The sequence below is a fragment of the Streptomyces sp. NPDC001204 genome (assembly GCF_053598035.1).
This window is the reverse complement of the sequence record NZ_JBSFJL010000047.1, coordinates 37,781-57,884: the sequence shown is the minus strand read 5'-3', so window position 1 is coordinate 57,884 and position 20,104 is coordinate 37,781. Positions and strand designations below refer to the sequence as shown.

At 68.9% G+C, this 20,104-nt stretch carries 20 protein-coding genes and 1 pseudogene; 6 read left to right on the top strand and 15 right to left on the bottom strand.

Features of this window, described 5'->3' with window-relative positions; translation table 11 throughout:
* Window positions 1-519: 519 nt before the first annotated feature.
* On the bottom strand, window positions 520-1,077 hold the full coding sequence (locus ACWC91_RS38585) for a hypothetical protein (protein WP_376503139.1): 558 nt from the start codon (window positions 1,075-1,077) through the stop codon (window positions 520-522).
* Window positions 1,078-1,969: 892 nt separating this feature from the next.
* Here ACWC91_RS38585 and ACWC91_RS38580 point away from each other — a divergent pair.
* Window positions 1,970-2,170, top strand: coding sequence for a hypothetical protein (locus ACWC91_RS38580; RefSeq protein ID WP_450643822.1), 201 nt, complete (start codon window positions 1,970-1,972; stop codon window positions 2,168-2,170).
* A 326-nt stretch (window positions 2,171-2,496) separates the two neighbouring features.
* On the opposite strand, the gene ACWC91_RS38575 is transcribed toward ACWC91_RS38580, so the two are convergent.
* From ACWC91_RS38575 to sigJ, 6 genes are all read right to left on the bottom strand, one after another.
* Window positions 2,497-3,498, bottom strand: coding sequence for a BtrH N-terminal domain-containing protein (locus ACWC91_RS38575; RefSeq protein WP_376503142.1), 1,002 nt, complete (start codon window positions 3,496-3,498; stop codon window positions 2,497-2,499).
* A gap of 170 nt (window positions 3,499-3,668) precedes the next feature.
* Window positions 3,669-3,794, bottom strand: coding sequence for a hypothetical protein (locus tag ACWC91_RS38570; RefSeq protein ID WP_263638651.1), 126 nt, complete (start codon window positions 3,792-3,794; stop codon window positions 3,669-3,671).
* 386 nt (window positions 3,795-4,180) lie between these two features.
* Window positions 4,181-4,768, bottom strand: a complete 588-nt coding sequence (locus ACWC91_RS38565; protein ID WP_225079889.1) for a hypothetical protein — start codon at window positions 4,766-4,768, stop codon at window positions 4,181-4,183.
* An 865-nt stretch (window positions 4,769-5,633) separates the two neighbouring features.
* Window positions 5,634-6,566 (bottom strand): acyltransferase family protein, encoded by a 933-nt coding sequence (locus ACWC91_RS38560; RefSeq protein WP_450643821.1) that lies wholly within the window; start codon window positions 6,564-6,566, stop codon window positions 5,634-5,636.
* A gap of 229 nt (window positions 6,567-6,795) precedes the next feature.
* Window positions 6,796-7,341, bottom strand: a complete 546-nt coding sequence (locus tag ACWC91_RS38555; RefSeq protein ID WP_450643820.1) for a GNAT family N-acetyltransferase — start codon at window positions 7,339-7,341, stop codon at window positions 6,796-6,798.
* 158 nt (window positions 7,342-7,499) lie between these two features.
* Window positions 7,500-8,417 (bottom strand): RNA polymerase sigma factor SigJ, encoded by a 918-nt coding sequence (gene sigJ, locus ACWC91_RS38550; protein WP_450643819.1) that lies wholly within the window; start codon window positions 8,415-8,417, stop codon window positions 7,500-7,502.
* 101 nt (window positions 8,418-8,518) lie between these two features.
* Between sigJ and ACWC91_RS38545 the strand changes: the two genes are divergently transcribed.
* The 3 genes from ACWC91_RS38545 (at window position 8,519) to ACWC91_RS38535 (ending at window position 10,915) form a co-directional block, all read left to right on the top strand.
* Window positions 8,519-8,887, top strand: a complete 369-nt coding sequence (locus tag ACWC91_RS38545; RefSeq protein WP_225079893.1) for a hypothetical protein — start codon at window positions 8,519-8,521, stop codon at window positions 8,885-8,887.
* A gap of 78 nt (window positions 8,888-8,965) precedes the next feature.
* Entirely contained in the window at window positions 8,966-9,745 is a 780-nt protein-coding gene (locus ACWC91_RS38540) for an alpha/beta fold hydrolase (protein WP_450643818.1), read from the top strand.
* A 189-nt stretch (window positions 9,746-9,934) separates the two neighbouring features.
* Window positions 9,935-10,915: a zinc-dependent alcohol dehydrogenase family protein gene (locus ACWC91_RS38535; RefSeq protein ID WP_225079935.1), complete on the top strand. Its 981-nt coding sequence runs from the start codon at window positions 9,935-9,937 to the stop codon at window positions 10,913-10,915.
* 184 nt (window positions 10,916-11,099) lie between these two features.
* Here the strand turns inward: ACWC91_RS38535 and ACWC91_RS38530 are convergent, their stop codons facing one another.
* Window positions 11,100-11,831 (bottom strand): TioE family transcriptional regulator, encoded by a 732-nt coding sequence (locus tag ACWC91_RS38530; protein ID WP_225079895.1) that lies wholly within the window; start codon window positions 11,829-11,831, stop codon window positions 11,100-11,102.
* 58 nt (window positions 11,832-11,889) lie between these two features.
* Between ACWC91_RS38530 and ACWC91_RS38525 the strand changes: the two genes are divergently transcribed.
* Window positions 11,890-13,086: an erythromycin esterase family protein gene (locus ACWC91_RS38525; protein ID WP_225079896.1), complete on the top strand. Its 1,197-nt coding sequence runs from the start codon at window positions 11,890-11,892 to the stop codon at window positions 13,084-13,086.
* 166 nt (window positions 13,087-13,252) lie between these two features.
* Here the strand turns inward: ACWC91_RS38525 and ACWC91_RS38520 are convergent, their stop codons facing one another.
* Genes ACWC91_RS38520 through ACWC91_RS38510 form a run of 3 tightly spaced genes read right to left on the bottom strand, consistent with a single transcriptional unit; the run spans window position 13,253 to window position 15,734 of the window.
* Window positions 13,253-14,047: an amino acid ABC transporter ATP-binding protein gene (locus ACWC91_RS38520; protein WP_225079897.1), complete on the bottom strand. Its 795-nt coding sequence runs from the start codon at window positions 14,045-14,047 to the stop codon at window positions 13,253-13,255.
* Window positions 14,044-14,889 carry an amino acid ABC transporter permease gene (locus tag ACWC91_RS38515; RefSeq protein WP_225079898.1) on the bottom strand — a complete coding sequence of 282 codons (846 nt, stop codon included), beginning with the start codon at window positions 14,887-14,889 and terminating at the stop codon, window positions 14,044-14,046. The genes ACWC91_RS38520 and ACWC91_RS38515 overlap by 4 nt, the downstream gene beginning before the upstream one ends.
* Window positions 14,886-15,734: a transporter substrate-binding domain-containing protein gene (locus ACWC91_RS38510; protein WP_450643823.1), complete on the bottom strand. Its 849-nt coding sequence runs from the start codon at window positions 15,732-15,734 to the stop codon at window positions 14,886-14,888. Before ACWC91_RS38510 ends, ACWC91_RS38515 begins: the two co-directional genes overlap by 4 nt.
* 615 nt (window positions 15,735-16,349) lie before the next feature.
* Between ACWC91_RS38510 and ACWC91_RS38505 the strand changes: the two genes are divergently transcribed.
* A complete protein-coding gene (locus tag ACWC91_RS38505; protein WP_450643816.1) occupies window positions 16,350-17,339 on the top strand; it encodes an NAD(P)-dependent alcohol dehydrogenase in 990 nt (329 codons plus the stop codon).
* Window positions 17,340-17,347: 8 nt separating this feature from the next.
* Here ACWC91_RS38505 and ACWC91_RS38500 read toward each other — a convergent pair whose 3' ends face one another.
* The 4 genes and pseudogenes from ACWC91_RS38500 to ACWC91_RS38485 form a co-directional block, all read right to left on the bottom strand.
* Entirely contained in the window at window positions 17,348-17,494 is a 147-nt protein-coding gene (locus ACWC91_RS38500; protein ID WP_225079938.1) for a hypothetical protein, read from the bottom strand.
* A gap of 167 nt (window positions 17,495-17,661) precedes the next feature.
* A pseudogene (locus ACWC91_RS38495) lies at window positions 17,662-17,781 on the bottom strand (carbohydrate ABC transporter permease); the annotation flags it as partial.
* A 330-nt stretch (window positions 17,782-18,111) separates the two neighbouring features.
* Entirely contained in the window at window positions 18,112-18,807 is a 696-nt protein-coding gene (locus ACWC91_RS38490; RefSeq protein ID WP_450726249.1) for an epimerase, read from the bottom strand.
* Window positions 18,808-19,063: 256 nt separating this feature from the next.
* A complete protein-coding gene (locus ACWC91_RS38485) occupies window positions 19,064-20,047 on the bottom strand; it encodes an aldo/keto reductase (RefSeq protein WP_225079901.1) in 984 nt (327 codons plus the stop codon).
* Window positions 20,048-20,104: the final 57 nt, after the last annotated feature.

Below are 20,104 nucleotides of genomic sequence, written 5' to 3'. Positions count from 1 at the left end.
TCTCCGAGGCGTGGCAGTGCCGGGGTGCATGTGATGTCGAGGATGTCCATGACGTAGCTGTCGTCGCTCGAGTCCTCCACCAGGCGGTTGTTCATGGGAGTCACCCCGTTGTGTCTTGGGCGCGGAATGTGCCCTGTGGTCGCGTGGCTTGCCGCTTTGTCCTGGCGCCATGTGCTTTGCTTACGGTCACGGGCCAGGTGGCGGGAGTCGCACCGGATGTGCGGGTTCCGCGCTTTCGTCACCCGTTCGGGCTCACCCGGCTGCTGCGGCGGGGCCGGTGGCCGTTGCTGGGGAACGCCGCCGACTGGATTGTGTTCCAGCGGGAATCCCCTTGGGGGTGAACCGGTGTGTGGGAGGACGTCGGAGTGGGCGGCCTCGCAGCGCTTTCTCGCGGGTTTTGGACCGTTGGGCAAGGGGCAGATGGGCGCCGCGTACCGGGTGCCCTGGGGATTTGAGGCCAGAACCCCGGCCCGATTACGGCGGGCCGGGGTTCTATATGGTGCTCATGGTGCGGTTGGGTTAGAAGTCGAAGTCTTCACCGTGGTGGCGCTTGACCACCCGGAAGCTGCCCACCACTCCTTCCTTGACGTGGATGCCCTCGGTGTGGTGCACCTTGACGCCGTTGGCCTCGCTGTGGGGGCCGACGGTGGCGACGGGGGCGCCGTTGTCGCAGGTCGCGCCGCGGAAGAACTCGACGGTCCGCTTGCTGTCGTTGCGGATGTTGAAGCTCTTGGAGCCCAGGCCGCTCACCACGGTGATGCAGCCGTCGGGCACGGCGGAGAACGACCGCTCGTTGATGAAGATCCTGCCGATCTCGTGGTGGCGCTTGCCACCCTCGCCGCGCTCGCCACCCTCGCCGCGCTCGCCGCCCTCGCCGCCGCGGCCACCGCCCTCGTTGCCCTTGCCCTGTCCGGACTCGCCACCCAGCGGGGCGTAGGCCGGGGCGGGGACCTGCTTGGCGACGGCCGGAGCCGCCTCGGGAGCGGGGGCGGCCGTGGCGTAGGTGATGCCGGTCACGGCGAGTGCGGCAGCGGCGGAGACGGCCGCGGTGACGACCTTGGAACGGGTCATGATCATGGTGTCTTGCTCCTTCTCAGAGAGGCCGGCTTTGGAAGCCGGTGTGTGAATGAACGTACTGATCGCCGCCAAAGCTGTCATTTCGTGCATATCGGTATGGCTGGTGCGAGGGGGCCGAACGGGGTACCCAGAGCACCCGCAGACCCGTCTTCCCAGCTGCTGACGACATGTCAATCTGTCGCAAATGCTGGGCAGATTGATGAGGGATTAGGCCTTCAAGGTGATCTCTGATGCCTGATCACCCGTGCGGCAGCGGGTCGCCTGGAAAAGCGGCGCGAAGGGCTCACTGGATTTCGGGGTGGACGGGCCATGGGCCCGGATCAAGGAGGCCCTGCCCTGCCAGGGCCTCGTGCGGTCCGCCGTCCGGTGGGGGCTGGGCCATCGTGCTGTGGTCAAGGGGGTGAGGTCCGAAGGGCCCGAAGGCCGGGCCGGTGACGACCCCTCACCCGGCGAGCTTCGGTGTCGGCGGTGCCGGTGACCGTGGCCAGGTCGGCGCCCGCCGGTGAACGGGTCCGGCACGTCGTTCTCATGACTGTGCAGCGATCGGGCGGGCGTGAGCATGCCGATCCGGGGCACGGGTCGTCAGGGTCTGCCAGTGCTTGGGCCGCAAGGTGGCAGGCGGCAGCACCAGGGTTCGGGTCGCGGGGCGGGCTTCGCAGGCTTGCTGCATCCCTCTTCGCGGGAGCGGGTCCGGGTCGAAGAACGGGAGGCTTCGTTCAGCCACCACGGTGTGCGGGGCGATGCTCGCGATTGGCGGCCTGGGCCGGGTCGGGGCGGCGGGACTGATGGGACGCCACATCTGCCAGGAGGTCAAAAGCTCCCGCATCGCCTCCCCGCTAGGGAGTGGGGCTTGTAGGCGGAGGAGCCGCTGAATGAGAACCGCGCTGCCGCTGTGCACAGCCACAGTGGCAGCGACTCCCTCGACCAGATGTGTGTCGTGCTCGCGCGCTGCGTAGGCGGGCAGGGCTTCGAACCGGTGGTGGGCGCCACCGGTATCGAGGGCTTGGCGGACCTTCAGGTCAGCCAGGACGAGGTTGGCCCGGCAGCCCTGGCGGGGGTCGGCGCGATGGCCATGGACACGGCATCCGCCTGACGGAGGAGGCGAGGACGGGTCGCTTATGCAGTGGCGGACGGAGTCTGTCTCGGTCGCCTCTGGTCAACTCGTCATTACAGAACGGAGGGCCTATTCCAAATGTTGATCAAGGTCGTGCAGTGATCGCAAGTGGCTCGCGGGGATCTGACAGACGGCCAGGAGGCCCGGCTGGAGCCGTTGATGCCGCCGTCGACGAAGTTGGGCAGGCGTCTCAGGGGCCGCCGAAAGGCGAATGACCCAGGTTTTTTGAAGGCTCTGCGGGGTTCGAGCGGCCGCGCAGCGCGATCTTCAGACAACGAAGGTTTTTGAAGCTTGTCAGGGGTGGATCATGTTTGGGCTTCTGCCCCGAGGCAGCTCAGCGCCTGCATGGCCTCGTGCTCTATGCGTGAAAGATCGCGGAGGATGGTGCCCGCCTGTGCGAGGCACTGGGCGTTGCCTGATGCACCGGCCTTTGTGATCAGTGCTGCGACTTCCGTCCATAGCATGGCTGCCTCGGTGTACAGCCGGTGGCCGGTGCGCAGGTGGCCGCTGTCGAACTGTTCGGTGCATTCGGCCAGGAAGTCGCGGTAGAAGTTACGGAACAGGGCGCCGCCTGTGCCGGCCTTCTCCATCAGGAGGGCAGCCTGCGGTAGGTCCCGCTGCGGGTTGTCGGTCCGCTGCAGCCATGTGCGTACCAGCTTGCCGGCCTTTTCGATGCCTCGGTGGCCGAGGTTGGCGATGGGCGGGTTGAGGAAGGCGTCGGCGCAGGCGGTGATGGCGGGAATGATCTGGCCCCGTGGGGAGGGCAGGTTCCTCGGAGCGGTGAGGGTGAATGACCGGTGCTTGGCGGTCATCGGGCCCCGTGCGGCCCTGGCCTGGGCGAGGCTGGTCAGGCTGGTGGATACCGTTCCGCCTTGCTGGTCTGTGTCCACCAGGTAGGCGTCGCGGTCGTCGTAGCCGTACATGGCGACAACATGACCGCCGAAGTGCACCTTCGAGGTGAAGTAGTCCAGGTGGTAGCTGTCGAGCTGCAGTCCGACGGGGTGGCCGGCGTCGATGGGGGCCACCACGTTCTCCCACGCCCTGCGAGGGGAGGTGGTCTCCTGGACCAGGAGCTCCAGCCCGAGTCTGGTGGTGAGGTTTCTGGTGAGGTCGAAGGGCTTGACCCGTCCCCCGAGGAAGGGGAAGCCCATGCTCTTGCTGTCCCAGTAGATGAAGGACAGGCCGGAGCCGAGGCCGAAGAGCATGGGCTCGGTCAGATCGAGTCCCTGGTGGCGGAGCAACACCCCCAGAGCTGTCGTCTCGCAGTGCTGAGTACCGCGGGCATCAGGGTCTATCACCGTGGTCATGCCATGCTTTCCTGGATGGAGATGATCAGCCGCGCCATCAGTTCTTCTTGTGGTGCCTCTGCCGGCCCGATGGGGTAGGCCTCAAGTACGGGCAGTTCGTCTTGCACGCCATCATGGTGGATTCGCCCACGGTGGGAGAGTCCAACGCTGCATTCATTGCCCCCAGGCCCCTACTTCTCTTCGCCGTCGTCGTCGCTTGGGGCGTCCGGATCGCGCAGCGGGCGCAGGCCCTGGCCGGGCCGCTGTCTGAAGCCCAGCCCCCCGGGCGGATACTGCCGCGTGGTCTGCTCGATCATGACCGGCCCAGGCCGGCTCCCCGGTCGGCAGTGATATGCGGAGGGCCGGGGGAGGGGTACCGGGTGAGCGGCGTTTGCCTTTCGTCACCCGTTCGGGCTCACCCGGCGCCGCGGGGGAGAGCAGTGGACGCTTTTGGAGAACACCGCCAACTGGGGGTGTTTCAGCGGGAGTCTGCTTGAGGGTGAACCGATGAGGCGGGAGGTGGCGGGCGCGGGCAGCCTCGCAGTGCCTTCCGGCCGGTTTACTATGGCGTGAAAGGCGCCTGGACCGTGAAGCAGCGGTCGGATGTCGGCGCCACGTGCCGGTGCCCGGGGGACGGAGACCAGAATCCCGGCCCGATTGCGGCGGGCCGGGATTCTAGATGGTTCGCTTGTTGCGGTTGGGTTTAGAACTCGTCGAAGCCGAAGTCGTCGAAGTCGAAGTCGCCCTTGTGGTGACCGACCACTCGGATGCTGGCCACGATTCCGTCCTTGACGTGGACGCCCTTGGTGTGGTGCACCTTGACGCCGTTGGCCTCGCTGCGGGGGCCGACGGTGGCGAGGGGGGCGCCGTTGTCGCAGGTCGCGCCGCGGAAGACCTCGACGGTCCGCTTGCTCTCGTTGCGGATGTTGAGGCTCTTGGAGCCCAGGCCGCTGACCACGGTGATGCAGCCGTCCGGAGCGGCTGAGTACGTCCGCTCGTTGATGAAGATCCTGCCGAACTCGTGGTGGCGGCGCTTGCCGTGCTCGCCACGCTCACCGCGCTCGCCGCCTTCGCCGCCTTCGCCGCCGCGGCCGCCGCCCTCGTTGCCCTTGCCCTGTCCGCCCTCGCCGCCCATCGGGGCGTAGTCCGGAGCGGGTGCCTGCTGGGCGACGGCCGGGACCGTCTGGGGGACCGATGCGGGGGTGGCGGCGGCGTAGGTGATGCCGGTCGCGGCGAGTGCGGAAGCGGCGGAGATGGCCGCGGTGACGGCGGTGGAACGGGTCATGATCATGATGTCTTGCTCCTCTCTCTGAGGGGCCGGCTGTGAAAGCCGACGTGTGATTGAACGTAATGACCACCCCCAAAGCTGTCATTTCGGGCGCATCGGAAGGGCTGGTGCGGGGGAGCCGAACGGGGTACCCAGAGCACCCCCAGACCCGGCTCACCGATTGCTGATGAGCCGTCAATTTTCTTTGCATATCAGGCAGCTTGATGAGGCATTAGGCCTTCAAGGTGATCTCTGACGCCTGCTCACCCGTGCGGCAGCGGGTCGCCTGGATATGCCGCCGCGGACGACATCAGATCTCGGGACAGGCGGGCCACGTACCGGATCACGGCGACCCCGCCCTGCCAGCGCCTCGCGCCCCATCCGGCCGTCATCCGATGTGGACCGGGCCACCGTCCCGTGGTCAAGCGGGTGAGAGCCCCAAGGCCGGGGCCCATGACGCTTCCTCACCCGGTCGGGGAATGCTCGCGTGATCCGTCCAGCCCGCGGTATCGGCGCAGGTCACACGGCCACCCAGCTGACAAGCTCGTACCCAGACGGCGGGTGACACATCGACAGCCTGGATGGGGCCCGCTGCCCACGTCAGCGCCTCAAATCAAGTCCCCTCATCGCAGGCCAGGCAGGCAGTGCGTGGCCTGCGCGTTCCGGGAGCCGGCGCAGTACCAGCTACGGCCTGTCGGAACGGGCCCCGGGGCACGGGACATCCTTGGCGTACCGATCCGGCGGCGGTGCGCGGCCGGCAGGGTGCCCCGCGGCCCTGCCCCGCAAGGACGTCACGGCGTCCGTGGCCGCCTCCCACACGCCGTCGTCGACAAAGCTCGGGGCAACCACCGGCTGAGACCCCAGATACAGGGGGCTCCCGTGCCCCGGCTCAGGCAGCCTCCTCCAGGGCGTCCTCGCGCTGCGCGGGATGATCCGGTGATGTCCGGCCCGGCAGCAGCAACAGACCGATGCCCAGGGCCAGGCCCAGCGAGGGCAGGAACGGGAACCGCCCATCGTACGCGAAACCCCGCACGGCGAAGCGGGACAGGGCGGCGACGCTCGCGGCGAGGCCGAGCCACGGCATCCAGGAGCGGCGCCGGTCGGCGTCCGGACGGGTCCGCTCGTACAGTGCGGCCAGCTTCCGTTCCAGCGGTCGCAGTGCCGCCACGAAGCCGGCGAGAACGAGCCCGAGCACCAGCAGCCACGGCACCCGCAGCGCCCACCATCCAGCGGACCCGAAGGCGGGCTCGGGTGCGAGGGCGGTCAGGTAGAACGCGGCGGCCACGACCAGCACCGGCAGCATGTGCCAGAGATACAGCGTCATGCTCGCTCCACCGACCGGCTGCACCAGACGCCACACCCACTCGCGGTCCAGAAGCCTCCGCACAGCCCGCGCGACGAGAAGACACACGCCGACCTGGGCCAACTGCATGGCCATCGCCCAGCCCACGAGTGCAAGCGTGCCCGGGTCCACACCGACCGCCGCACAAATGCCGACGGCGAGCAGCACAAGACCGCTGTAGGCGCCCGTCGGAAGCAACAGCCGCAAGGCACGCTGCCCCACCCAGCCAGTCGCGGAACCACCCGCCGCGCGGGCCCGCGACCAGGAGCCCCCCGCGGCGTGGCCGCCGGCCAGGAAGAACAGCGGCATGATCTGAAAGCCCAGAGTCAGCCACTGGGTCCAAGGAACTGTCGCCAACAGCTCAGGCGCGGTGATCCGTCCGTCGCTCTCCCTGACCAAGCCGGTGATCAGCCAGTGGCCGAGCACCACCAGGACGATCGCCCACGCGCGCAAGAAGTCGACGTAACGGTCTCTGCCCATGCCTCGTCATGCTGCCCGAAACCCGACGTCCCCGCCGCGAGAACTCCGCGCCGCAACCATTCCGTGCCCGATACGACACTCTCCACCACCGAACGGCGGCTCGGCACCTACCGCGGTCAGCTCCCGAACCCCGGCCTCCCGCGGTGGCCGTCCGTCGGAGTCCGACCCGGAGGACTACAAGGCTCGGCACGCGGTCGAGTGCGTCAACGAGTCGCTGTGATCGGCCACATCACGATGCCGCCGCATAACAGTGAACCGCCACCAGTTGAGACGGGCCCCATCGTTGCTCGACCGTGGCCAAAAGCTCCCAGCCCAGCCGCTCGTACAGGGCTGCTGCGGCGGTATCGGATGCCACGACGTCGAGCACCGGATGCAGGCCACGACGTCGTGCCTCCTCCACAGCTTGGCCGACCAGCAGTGCACCGATGCCATACCCTCTGGCCTGCGGGGCGACGAACAGCCGGCTGACTACTGCAGTCAGGGCCTTGTTCGTCCCGTTCCGCTCGCTCCACAAGCCGGGGGCCAGATCTCCTTCACTGTTGCGGGACAAGCTGACGTGGCCAACGAGACGGCCGCCAAGTTCAGCGACCCAGGCCTCCAGCAGGGAAGCTTGCGACAGCCACTCATCAGGCTGGTCGGGCCAGTTCACCGGGTAACCGTCACATTGATGGACTTCCTCGAGAAGCCGCACACACGTCTCGACAGCGCTGTCAGTCCTCGGCCGGATCTGGAGATCTGACCGTTCCACACCAGCCCCGGAGCTCTCGATGTTCATTTCGGTATGGAAGCACAGGTCGGCAGAGCCACAATCAACGCTCTGCGTCGCGCCGATCGAGCGTGATCCCGCCGATCACCGCTCCGTCGAGATCGATCACGAAAAGGCCGGGCGCGGCCCGGGCACCTTGGCTCCGCCAGTGATCGACAAGACGTCCCCTAACCTTCCCGCGCCCACGGCCGTAGCTTCTCCGGGTTGCGCACCGCCCAGATCCGGGTGACGCGCCCGTCGGAGACGTCGAACGAGGCCACGGTCAAGACGACGCCGGCGCGTTGGGCCACCAGGCCCGGCGCACCGTTGACCGACCGCTCCAGGAGTTCGAGCCCCGGAGCCTTCTCGGCAATGGCGACCATGTACTCGGCGATGCGTGCGCCGCCCTCGACCGGGCGCAGGACGGTGCCGACCAAGCCGCCGCCGTCGGCGGTCATCACGGCGGCCGGGTTGAGGAGACCGACGAGGGCTGCGATGTCCTTGGTCTCCCAGGCCTCTTTGACGTGCCTCACCACGTCGGTCTGGCCGGTCGCCGTCACCGGGGTGCGTGCGATGCTCACCCGCCGTCTGGCGGAGGCCGCCAGCTGCTTGCAGGCCGCAGGGGTCCGGTCGAGAACGTCGGCGATCTCGGCGAACGGGTACCGGAAGACGTCGTGCAGGACGAACGCCACCCGCTCGGCGGGCGTCATCGTCTCCAGGACGACGAGGAAGGCCATGGCCACCGACTCGTCCAGGACGATCTGGTCGGCGGGGTCTGCAGGGCCGGTGAGGTCGGCGCCGCCTGAGTCGTCCCACTCGGTGCGGTCGGGCAGCGGCTCGGGCAGCCACGCGCCGACGTAGCGTTCACGGCGGGCCCGCGCCGAGCCGAGCACGTCCAGGCAGATGCGGCTGGTCACCGTCGTCAGCCAGGCGCCGGGGGACAGGATCTCCTCCTGCCGGCTTCGTGGCAGTCCGTACCAGCGTGCGTAGGCATCCTGTACGGCGTCCTCCGCCTCGGTGACCGAACCGAGCAACCGGTAAGCGACATTGATCAGTTGGCGTCGTTCGCCGGCTATCTCATCTGTGCTGGTCCCGACAGTCCCCATGCTTCCGGCCGCCCCCTCGCCTTACCTTTCGCAGGCCCGTGTCGTCGGCCTGGTGAGACCTTATCGATCTACTGCCCGAGGGCGGAAAAGAGAACTGCGACATGGCCACTCAGGTGACGGAGAACGCAAGGCGCAGCCCCTCGTTCCTGCAGATCGCGATCGCGCTGCAGACCTTGACCATCTTCCTTCAGGCGGTCTCCGCCGGACTGCTGCTGACCTCGTCCTACGGAGAGACGCTCCACAGTGTCGGAGCCCGTGTGATGTACGGGGCGTCGATGCTGTATGTGCTCGCGGCGGTGCTGGCGTGGAAGCCGGGCGGTGGCTCGCCCCGGCCGATCTGGCACGCGTCAGGTTTCCTCGTACTCGCCTCGGTCCAGGTCGTGCTCGGCATCGCGCACGTACCGTCGGTCCATCTCCCCCTGGGCGTCTTGATGTTCGGTCTGAGCGTGCTGGCGCTGGCCCGGCGCTGACGACGGGGCGGTGGTGGTGCGTCGAGTTCCGGTGGCTACTCTCATCTCTCCGTCGGTCCGGAGTGGAGGGAGCAGACTGTGCGCAACGCTGCCGTGACGCCTGAGGGGGACCGGATCCGCTGGGTCGAGCTGCCGGGGCAGGAACCGTCACGCGTCTACGTCCATGGCCTGGGTGCCACGTCGCCGGCCTACTTCACGGAGGTCGCGGTCCATGCTCTGCTGGCCGGCAGCCGTTCACTGCTGGTCGACTTGCTCGGGCACGGCATCAGCGACCGGCCGGCGGGCTTCGACTACACCCTGGAATCGCACGCCGATGCCCTCGCCGCGGCCCTGACCTCCGCCGGTGTTGCCGGCGCCGAGGTGATCGCGCACAGCATGGGTGGCTCGGTGGCCATCGTCCTGGCCACCCGGCATCCCCAGCTGGTCTCCCGCCTGGTCCTGGTCGACGCCAACCTCGACCCGATCCCGCCCAGCCCCACCTCCGCAGGCAGCAGCGGGATCGCCGCGTATTCCGAGCAGGAGTTCCTGGCGGGCGGCTGGGAAGACATCCGTGACCGGGCCGGTTCCCACTGGTGGTCCACGATGCGGCTGGCCGGCCGGGAGGCGCTGCATCGCAGCGCGGTCCACCTCACCCGCGGGACCGTCCCCACCATGCGCGAGCTTCTGCTGGACCTGAAGATTCCCCGCACCTACCTGCTTCCCGAGGCCGACGGCCCGCTCCCGGGCGCTGGTGCGCTCACCGAAGCCGGGGTGGCCGTGGTCCCGATCCCGGACTGCGGGCACAACATCATGCTGGACAATCCGGAAGGCTTCGCCCGCGCCACTGCGGCGGCGCTGGCGGACGGACACCAGCAATAGGCGGGCCGTCCGCGGGGGCAGAGTGTGACGTGAACAGGGCCGCACGGGCTCCTCGTGTGTGATGACGATTCCTGTGCCATCGAGGATTGATCTGCGCCACTGAAGTTGATCAACAGTTGAGTTCGTGTCGTCGAGGTTCGTTCGTAGGATGAGGTGTCTTGATGGGTGCACACGGTAGGGAGGCTGTTGGTGCTGGCTGTCGTTGCCGGTTCGCCCGGACCGCTCGCCGAGGCCCTGGCCCTGCGTGACGTGGACGGGCCTGCGGCTCCTGGCACGGGTGAGGTCGTGGTGCGCATGGTCGCGTCGACCGTCAACCCCTCGGACGAGATCACCGTCTCGGGTGCCTACGGGTCGCGGACTTCGTTTCCCATGGTTCCGGGGTTCGAGGGCGTGGGTGTGATCGACGCTGTTGGTCCGGGGGTGCCTGCTGCGTCGGTGGGCCGGCGTGTCCTGCCGCTGGGTTCTGCCGGGGCCTGGCAGCAGTACAAGCGACTCGACTATTCCTGGTGCGTTCCTGTGCCGGACGATCTTCCTGATGAGGTCGCCTGCTTCGCCTACATCAATCCCCTGACGGCCGTCATGATGGTCGAGCGGTTCTGCCGGCCGGGCGTGCGGAATGTGGTGGTCACAGCGGCGACATCGGCCATCGGGCGACACCTGGCGGAACTCCTGACCGATCGCGGTGTCACACCGGTCGGGGTCGTGCGGGGAACGCCGGGGCGGACTGTGGCCGAGCCGTCCCGGTGGCGGGCCGTGATCCGGACGAACGAGCCCGGGTGGCGCGAAGAGCTGCGGTCGGCGATCGGCCCCCACGGCGTCGATGTGGCCTTCGACTGCGTCGGTGGCGGTGTGGGCGAAGAGCTGTTCACGCTGACGGCCGGCGGTGGCGTGTTCGTCCACTACGGCCTGCTGTCGGGAACGCCGCTCTCGGTGGAGTGCCTCACCGGCCGCAGGGACGTACGCGTGGAACTCTTCCGTCTGCGCGACATCGTTCAGAAGGACGGCGGGCAGCACCTGTCCAGGCTGTTCGCACCGGTCTTCGAGAGCCTGCGCCGCGGACGCCTGCGCACGGCCGTCGGGAAACGCATCGGGCTCAGCGAACTCGTCGGCCACCTCAAAGACCCGGCAGCCGGAACCGCAGGGAAGATCCTTATCGAGCCGCAGAGGTGACAACCGCGGCGGACCCGGCCGGCGCCGTTCCCGCGGAAGCACCCGGGCGTGCAACGCCCCAGAACCTGGGCGGACTTGAGCTACCCAGTTCGGGGACGCAGCGACAGACCAGGGCCGTCCCCGCGACGTTGCACGCCCGGGTACGTCTGCCCTGCGTGTCTCTCTTCGACTGGCGGCCGTAGTCTCATCCGTGCTTGCGGAGGTACGCCTCCAGCTCGGCGGCCCCGGTCAGCATCGCCCGCCCGCGGGCGGACAGCCGGCCATGCCAGTCGCTCAGTGCGGCCTCCAGTGGCTCCAGCCCGCCGGCCGCCCGCACCTGGGCGATCAGCGGGGCGATCTGCTCCAACAGGTAGCCGCCGCGCCTGAGTTGGTGGGTCAGCCGGGCGTCCCGTACGTCGGCCTCGTCGTAGACGCGGTACCCGGTCCGCGGGTCGCGGCGCGGGCGCACCAGCCCGGCACGCTCCCATGTGCGCAGCGTCGCGGGCCGGATGCCGAGCTTTTCCGCCAGCGGTCCGATGAACGTGCCGCCGGGTCCGGACACCGCGGTCGGCTCGGACGCCGTGGTGGGCTCCAGGTCACGGAGGGCGCGCTCCACGGCTCGCAGGGTCCGCCGGTCGTCGAGGAGCTGTGCGTGGCTCTCGTCGATGAGACGGAACGCCTCGTCGGCCGCGCCCTCGTTCACCGCCCGCATGATCGACGTCGCCGTCCGGTGGCCGTGGCCGGGCACCAGGGCAACAAACGCGCGCAGGGCCCCCACGTGCAGCGAGGTGTACGTGCGGTAGCCGTGGGGTGTGCGACCGGCGGTCGGGAGGATGCCGGCTTCCTCGTAGTTCCTGATCGCCTGCGTGGACAGACCGTGCCCGCGTGCCAGATCAACCGGCCTGAGCCGCTCACCGTTTTGAGAGTTTCTCCCCATGGAGCCGACGATATCGAGGAAAAGTTTCAACCGAGACTTCAACGATACCGTTGAAGGCATGGCTACCGACATCAAGGACACCGCCCATGCCGTCGAGGCGGCGGCCGTCATGAGACTGCTCCCGGCCCGGCCGCGGCTGCTCGCCCTGGGCGAGCCCACCCACGGCGAGGACACTCTGCTCACCCTGCGCAACGAGCTCTTCCAGGAGCTCGTCGAGCAGGAGGGGTACCGGACGATCGCGATCGAGAGCGACTGCCTGAAGGGCCTGGTCGTTGACGACCACGTCACCTCGGGAACGGGGACCCTCGACGAGGCCATGGAACGCGGATTCAGCCACGGCTGGGGCACCTTTGAGGCCAACCGCGAGCTGGTGCGCTGGATGCGCGCCTACAACGACGGCCGGCCCGCGTCCGAACGGCTCCGCTTCGCCGGTTTCGACGGCCCGCTGGAAATCACCGGCGCCGCGAGCCCCCGGCAGGCCCTCACCGCGCTCCACAACTATCTCTCGGTTGGGGTGGACGCGGACCTGCTCCCCTGCACCGCGGAAACACTCGACCGCCTGCTCGGCGCCGACGACCGGTGGACCGATCCCGCCGCGATGATGGAACCGGCCCACTCCGTGGGGCAGTCGGCCGAGGCCGGGCAGCTACGGCTGCTCGCCGACGATCTGATGGCGCTGTTCGACGCGCAGACACCCCACCTGCTCGCGGCGACCTCGCACGACGACTGGGACCGGGCACGCCTGTACGGGCGCACCGCCACCGGCCTGCTGCGCTACCACCACTGGATGGCCGACACCTCACCGGCCCGCATGACACGGCTGTGCGCGCTGCGGGATGTGATGATGGCCCACAACCTCCTTGCCGTCGCCGCTCGCGGCCCGGCACTCGTCCACGCCCACAACTCCCACCTCCAGCGGGAGAAGAGCACGATGCGGATGTGGCAGGGGCCGGTGGAGTGGTGGAGCGCCGGTGCGCTGGTGAGCGCCCAACTGGGCGAGGAGTACGCCTTCGTGGCCACGGCTCTCGGCACCATCCGGCACCAGGGCGTGGACGCCCCGCCCGCGGACACCGTCGAAGGGCTCCTGTACGCGCTCCCGGAGGACCGCTGCGTCATCGACGCCCCGCTGCTGGCCACCGCCCTTGGCGACACCCGGCCCGCGCCCCGCGTATCCCCCTGGTTCGGCTACTCCCCACTCGACCCGGCCCAATTGGCGGACAGCGACGCGATCGTGTTCGTCAAGGACGTCCCGTAGACATAGCGCTACGGCTACGGATGTCACGGGCGCCGACGGGCCGGTCGTACGAGATCCGGCCGCCGACCACCCACGGCTCGTCACGGACCTGCCGCGGTTCGACGAGCATCCGACCCTTCACGTGCGGCACCGCGCGATCGCGCATGCACCGCACCTTGACTCGGTGCTACCCGCTCTCGCCCGCCCGGTCCGCCTTCTCCTCCTCGACCTGCGCCTTCGCGGGGTCCAGGAGCCGGGACAGAAAGTGCCGGGTGCGTTCGTGAGCGGGGTTCCCGATGACCCGGTCCGGTGTGCCGTCCTCGACGATCACCCCGCCGTCCATGAAGACGACCCGGTCGGCGACCTCCCGCGCGAAGCTCATCTCATGGGTGACGACCATCATCGTCATGCCCTCGTCGGCGAGCATGCGCATCACGGCGAGGACGTCGCCCACCAGCTCGGGGTCGAGCGCCGAGGTCGGCTCGTCGAAGAGCATCACCTCGGGGCCCATGGCGAGCGCGCGGGCGATGGCGACGCGCTGCTGCTGACCGCCCGAGAGGGAGGAGGGATAGGCGTGCGCCTTCTCGGACAGGCCCACGCGCTCCAGGTTCTCAGCGGCGATCTCCGCGGCCCGCGCCTTGCCCCGGCCGAGGACCCGGCGCTGCGGCAGTGTGAGGTTCTCGGTCACCGTGAGGTGCGGGAAGAGGTTGAACTGCTGGAACACCATGCCGATACGGCGACGTACGGCGTCGATGTCCACATCGGGGTCGGTTACCTCGGTGCCGCCGACGAAGACCTGTCCCTCGGTGGGCTCCTCCAGGAGGTTCACACAGCGCAGCAGGGTCGACTTGCCGGAGCCGGAGGGGCCGATGACACAGACCACCTCGCCCTGGCCGATCTCCAGGTCGATGCCGCGCAGCACCTCGTTGTCCCCGAAGGACTTGTGCAGACCGCGGACGAGTATCTCGGGGGAAATGCTCACTTGACGGCTCCCTGGGCCTTGGCCTCCATGCGGCGCACCACGAATCCGAGCGGGATCGTGACCAGCAGATAGCACAGGCCCGCGACCAGGATCGGCGTGGAGTTGGCGGTCTGGCTGGCCAGATCCCGGCCGAACTTGGACAGTTCGCGCTCCTCCAGCGTGACGCCGAGGAACAGCACCAGCGAGGAGTCCTTGAAGAGCAGGACCAGTTCGTTGGTGAGCGGCGGGAGGATGATCCGGAACGCCTGCGGAACGATGATGGAGATCATGGCCCGGGCCGGCGAGAAGCCCAGCGAACGGGCCGCCTCCATCTGTCCCTTGGGCACGGCCTGGATGCCCGCGCGGATCGTCTCCGCCATGTACGCGGCCGAGACCAGTCCGAGCGCGAGGGCCACCTTGCCGTACGTTCCCCCGATGATCTCCGTGCCGGGGAAGGCCAGTGGCACGGCCACACCGACGAAGATGAAGATCAGCAGTGCGGGCAGACCGCGGAAGATCTCGATGTAGACCCCGGCGACCCAGCGGTAGGGGCCCACGGACGACAGCCGCATCAGCGCGATGACCATGCCGAGGACCAGGCCGACGACGAACCCGGTCAGGGTGAACAGCACGGTGTTCTTCAGCGCCAGGGTGATGACGTCCGGGAACATCCGCCGCGCGATGTCCGCCTGTGCGAACTGGTTCTGCAGCCGGCCCCAGTCGGCCGTGGCCGCGAAGGCGATCACGGCGGCGACGAAGACGGCGTACTGGACGCCGCGCGAGAGCGCGCGCCGCCGGCTCCTGGTCAGACGCCTTCTGCGGGGCCGGACCTCGGCGCCGGCGGTGCCGGTGGTGTCGCTCATGAGGCGGACGGCGAGGCGGCGGACGGGGTGTACGGGCCGATCCACTGCTCGTACAGCTTCTTGTAGGTGCCGTCGGCCTTCGCGTCCTTGATCGCCTTGTTGACCGCGGCGAGGAGTTCGGCGTTGCCCTTCTTCACCGTGAAGCCGTACTGCTCACCGGTGTCGAGGTTGCCGACCACCTTGAAGGCGTCGGCGTTGGCCTTGTCCTTGAGCCAGCCCTGGACCACCGGGTAGTCGATGACGACCGCCTGGACCTGTCCGGTGCGCAGGCCGTTGAGGACGGCGTCGGAGGACTCGAAGGAGACGGGGTCGAAGCCCTGCCCCCGTACATAGTCCTCCCCGGTGGTCTGCGCCTGGGCACCGAGCTTCCTGCCCTTGGCCTTCACATCGGCCAGGGACGTGATGCCGCTCTTCTTGTCGACCAGGACGGCCTGGGTGGCGTCGAAGTACGGGTCGGAGAAGTCGACGTTCTTCTTGCGCTCGGCGGTGATGGTCATGCCCGCGGCGGCCAGATCGCACTCGCCGGAGTTGAGGAACGCGCCGGTCTTGAAGTTCTCGAAGGGCGTGTCGAGGATCTGCTGCTTCACCCCGAGGTCCTTGGCGACCAGGTCGATCAGGGAGACGTCGAAGCCCTGGACCTTGCCGTCGATCTCCGACTGGAAGGGCGGGTAGGGCAGATGCGTGCAGGTCGTGAGCCGGCCCGCCTTGACGAGGTCGACCCCGCCGTCGGCCGACTTGCCCGTGCCGCCGCTGCCGCTCGACGTGCAGCCTGCCACGAGCACCGCCCCGGCCGTCGCGGTGATGGCGGCCAGGATGCGGACCCGGCGTCCGAGGAGCGTGTTCACGGGGGACCTCTCTGTGGGGGGCATGCGCATGCAGATTATAAGGAGATCTTTGATCCTCTCAAAAAGATCCTGAGACATAGGTGATTCCGGGCGCGTATCGCCCTCCGGGTCACCGGCCGGATGAGGAAAGGGTCCCGCTGGCTACCCTCGATTCCGTCCGTGCTTCGACGGCTGGCGGCGGGACTGCGGGACTGCGGTGCACGGCCTGGCGGTGCTGTTCCGCACAGTGGTCACGGAGGAGCGGGTGCGCGCCGCCCTCGCCGAACACCCGGAGACCGACTTCGTGTTGCCGTGCACGCGGAGGCAGCGACCGACCCGCTGGGCGGTCTCCCGCGACAACCGGCCGCGCACGGACGGCTGGTGGGCGGTGGACCTCGGCTCCTCCCATGCGCTCGACCGGGCGACGCCGCGGTGGACGGCGACCCGGACACGGCGTGGCAGCCGCGGAGTTACGGCTACATGGTGGTTGATGTCGGTACGGCTCTCCGCGGACCGAGCGCCCCGTCCCGCCAGTCGGTGGCCATTGACGGCTGTACCGCGTACGCCTACCGTGCCCTCACCCGCATGGCGGTCATGTGTCGGTCGTGACGGATCCCGAGGAGATGGGGGCAGAGCGTGAAGGCAGTGCTCCAGGAGCGGTTCGGGCCGCCGGACATCCTGCGGCTGCAGGAAGTCGACCGGCCCCGGGCCGGGGCCGGCCAGGTGCTGGTTCGTGTGCACGCCGCCGCGCTCAACCCCTACGACTGGCACATGATGCGCGGCGACCCTTACGCGGCACGGCTGATGGGAGGCATGGGACTGAGCCGTCCGAAGTGCCGGGTGGCCGGCATCGACGCGGCCGGAGTGGTGGAGGCTGTCGGCGCCGGCGTAGGAGGGCTCCGGCCCGGCACTCCGGTGCTGGGCTTCTGCGCGGGGGCGTTCGCCGAATACGCGTGCGCGACGGCGGAGTTGCTGGTGCCCAAACCCGAGAGTCTGTCCTTCGAGCAGGCCGCGGCCGTGCCGATGGGGGCGGTGACCGCACTGCGCGGCATCCGGACGGTGGGCCGGGTCCGGGCCGGGCAGCGGGTGCTGGTCAACGGGGCGGGCGGCGGCGTGGGCACCTTCGCCGTACAGATCGCGGCCGGCCTGGACGCGGAGGTCACCGGGGTGTGCAGCGCCGGCAGCACCGAACTGGTGCGCTCACTGGGCGCCGCGCACGTCATCGACTACGCCCGCGAGGACTTCACCGACGGACGCGCCCGCTACGACGTGATCCTGGACAACGTGGGCAACCTTCCGCCGGGCCGACTGCGTCGGGCGCTCACCCCGACCGGAGTCCTTGTGGCCAACGGCGGCGGCTCACCCGGCCGGGTGTTCGGGGCGATCGGCTCCATGCTGAAACTGGCCGCGGTCAACGCGGTCACCCGGCACAGCCTGCGCCCGATCATCCCGGCGACCCCGGGCGGTCCGGCCCACGAGGACCTGCTCGCCGTGACCGCGCTCATCGGGACCGGTCAGGTCACTCCCGTGGTCGGCCGGACCTACTCCCTGGCCGATACGGCCGAGGCCATGCGCCATGTGGAGGAGGGCCACTCCCGCGGCAAGACCGTGATCACTGTGCGCTGACGCACGGGCTACCGGTCCTGCACGGCCCCCCGCTGTCCTGCGACCGAGCGCAGGAGGGCCTCGCGCAGGGACAGCCGGCGCACTGCCGACAATGCGGTGGTGCCCAGGGCCACGCCCGTGAGGCCGAGGGTGAGCAGGACGAGCGCAGAGGCCACGACGTCGACGCCGGGCAGGGCCTGCGCGTCAGCGCGGAGCCGACCAGCAGGACGACGACGAGGGGCGGCACGTCAATACCGCCGGCGAGCGAGCCTGGGGTCAGCAGGGCGCGCAGGTGTCCGGCGTACGCGCCGGACTTGACGGGCACTCCGTCCTCCGCCGCCTTGCGCAGGGTCAGGGTGATGATGAATTTCTCCGGGGCGTACAGGTAGATCATCTGCGTGACGAAGTTGTTCCACGTCCTGATGAACGTGAAGGTCGACGTGGTGATCAGTGACGGCCGGCTTGAGCGACGTGGCGAGCAGCCAGGGCAGGGGCGACGGAGGCTCGCGTCTCGGTCCAGTCGACCATCAGTCTGCGTTCGGCGAACAGCCACCCGTCATCCTGCTCGTAGACATCGGGAAGGGCGTGGCCGCGCGACCGCACCCACCCGTGGACCACGTGAACGCTTACGGGTGCGCGAGCCGGTGATCGCGGAACTCGCGCCCTCCCAGTCGTCTCGCGGGGCAGCGTCAGCGGCTCCGTGGACATGCAGATCGAGGAGCCGGAGGCCGGTGCGTTCGGCGGGCAGGATCCGCCGGATCGTGGTTTGCGGGACCAGTGAAGCGGCGGTCGGTCACCCTGTCTTCGTCGCTGTGGCCTCGCTCTCGCCGCCCAATCGGTTGATCTCCGGGCTGTACAGGATCCGCTGTTCGACCGCTCCGGGGCGAGTGACGGCGAGCATGGCGCGGCCGATGTGTTCGGTGGTGGTGGTGTGTCCGGGAGAGAGGCGGTGCAGCAGCGGGTAGAGCCAGGAGGTGAGGGCGTAGAGGACGCGGTACACCGGGGTCCTGGAGACTGCTCCGTGGCGGGGGCGGATGTAGCCGGGGCGGAACATGTACGCGTTCATCGGCATGGCCAGTAGGGCGTTCTCGGTGCGGCCCTTGACGCGGGCCCACATGGTCCGGCCGTCTTCGCTGCTGTCGGTGCCCTCTCCCGAGATGTAGGTGAAGGTCAGTCCGGGGTTGGACGCGGAGACGGCACGTGCGGCGGCGAGGGTGTAGTCGTAGGTGATGCGGGTGTACTCGGCCTCGCTGCGGCCGGCGGAGGAGATGCCGAGACAGTAGAAACAGGCGTCGAAACCGGCCAGTTGTCCGGAGATGGCGGACAGATCGGTGAAGTCCTCGTGGATGACTTCCCGCAGCTTGGGATGGCTGATGCCCAGCGGGCTGCGAACCACCACCAGCACACCCGTGACAGCGGGGTCGAGGAGACAGGCGCGCAGTACGCCCTGTCCGATCATGCCGGACGCGCCGAAGATGACGATCTTCACAGACAGACTCCAGGTAGAGGGTGAAGGTTCAGGTCCGCGATACCGCGGTGACGGTCGACGACGGTGGCGGGCCGGTGCTCACGGTCGGAGCCGGCGCCCATGGGGGGCGTGAGCGGGGCGCTGCTCAGGGCAAGCACGGGCATGAGGTCACGCAGTTCCCCAGAGGGCAGCGCATCGGAGACGCGGCCGTCTCGATCCGCCCGCCCTCCAGGAAGCCACGGTGCGTCGTTCAGTTCAGTGGGGCGCTGGTCGGGTCTCAGCCGTTGAGCGTGCCCATGAACTCGGGTGCGTAGCGGTCGCCGACGACCACGCCGTGCGGGGCCACCGTCTCGATCGCGGCGAGGTCCTCGGCGGAGAGGGTCACATCGGTCGCGGCGATGTTCTCCTCCACGTAGCGGCGGCGCTTGGTGCCCGGGATGGCGACCGCGCCCTGATGCTGGACCCAGGCGAGGGCCAGTTGGGAGGGCGTTACGTCCTTGGCGGAGGCGATGCGGCGCACCTCGCGGACGACGTCGAGGTTGCGGTCGAAGTTCTCGCCCTGGAAGCGGGGGTCCGTCCGGCGCCAGTCGTCCTCGGCGAAGTCGTCGGGGCTGGTGATGGCGCCGGAGAGGAAGCCACGCCCCAGCGGGGAGTAGGCGACCAGTCCGATCCCCAGTTCTCGAAGGGTGTCGAGCACGCCGTTGTGTTCGATGTCGCGCTCGAAGAGCGAGTACTCGGTCTGGACAGCGGTGAGCGGGTGCACGGCGTGGGCACGCCGGATCGTCTGGGCGGACGCCTCGCACACGCCGATGTGGCGGACCTTGCCCTCGGCAACCAGCTCTGCCAGCGTGCCGACGGTCTCCTCGATGGCCACCTTGGGGTCGATGCGGTGCAGGTAGTACAGGTCCACGTGGTCCGTGCCCAGGTGCCGCAGCGAACGATCGAGTGCCCGGCGCACGTACCCGGGCCGGCCGTTCAGGTCGAGCACGTTGCCGTCGTCGGTGATCTCCACACCGGTCTTGGTGGCGAGGACGGCCGCGTCCCGGCGCCCGGCCAGCGCCTTGCCGAGGAGCTGCTCGTTGGCGAAGGGGCCGTAGCTCTCGGCGGTGTCCAGCAGGGTGACGCCCAGCTCCAGCGCGCGGTCGATCGTGGCCAGCGACTCGGCCTCGTCGGTGGCGCCGTAGAAGACGCTCATGCCCATGCAGCCGAGACCCTGCTCGCTGACGGTCAGTCCCTGGCTGCCCAGTGCACGGTGTTCCATCGGTGGTTCCTCCGTAGGTATCTAACTGGATAGTTACATACGGTAGAAGGGCTGCCC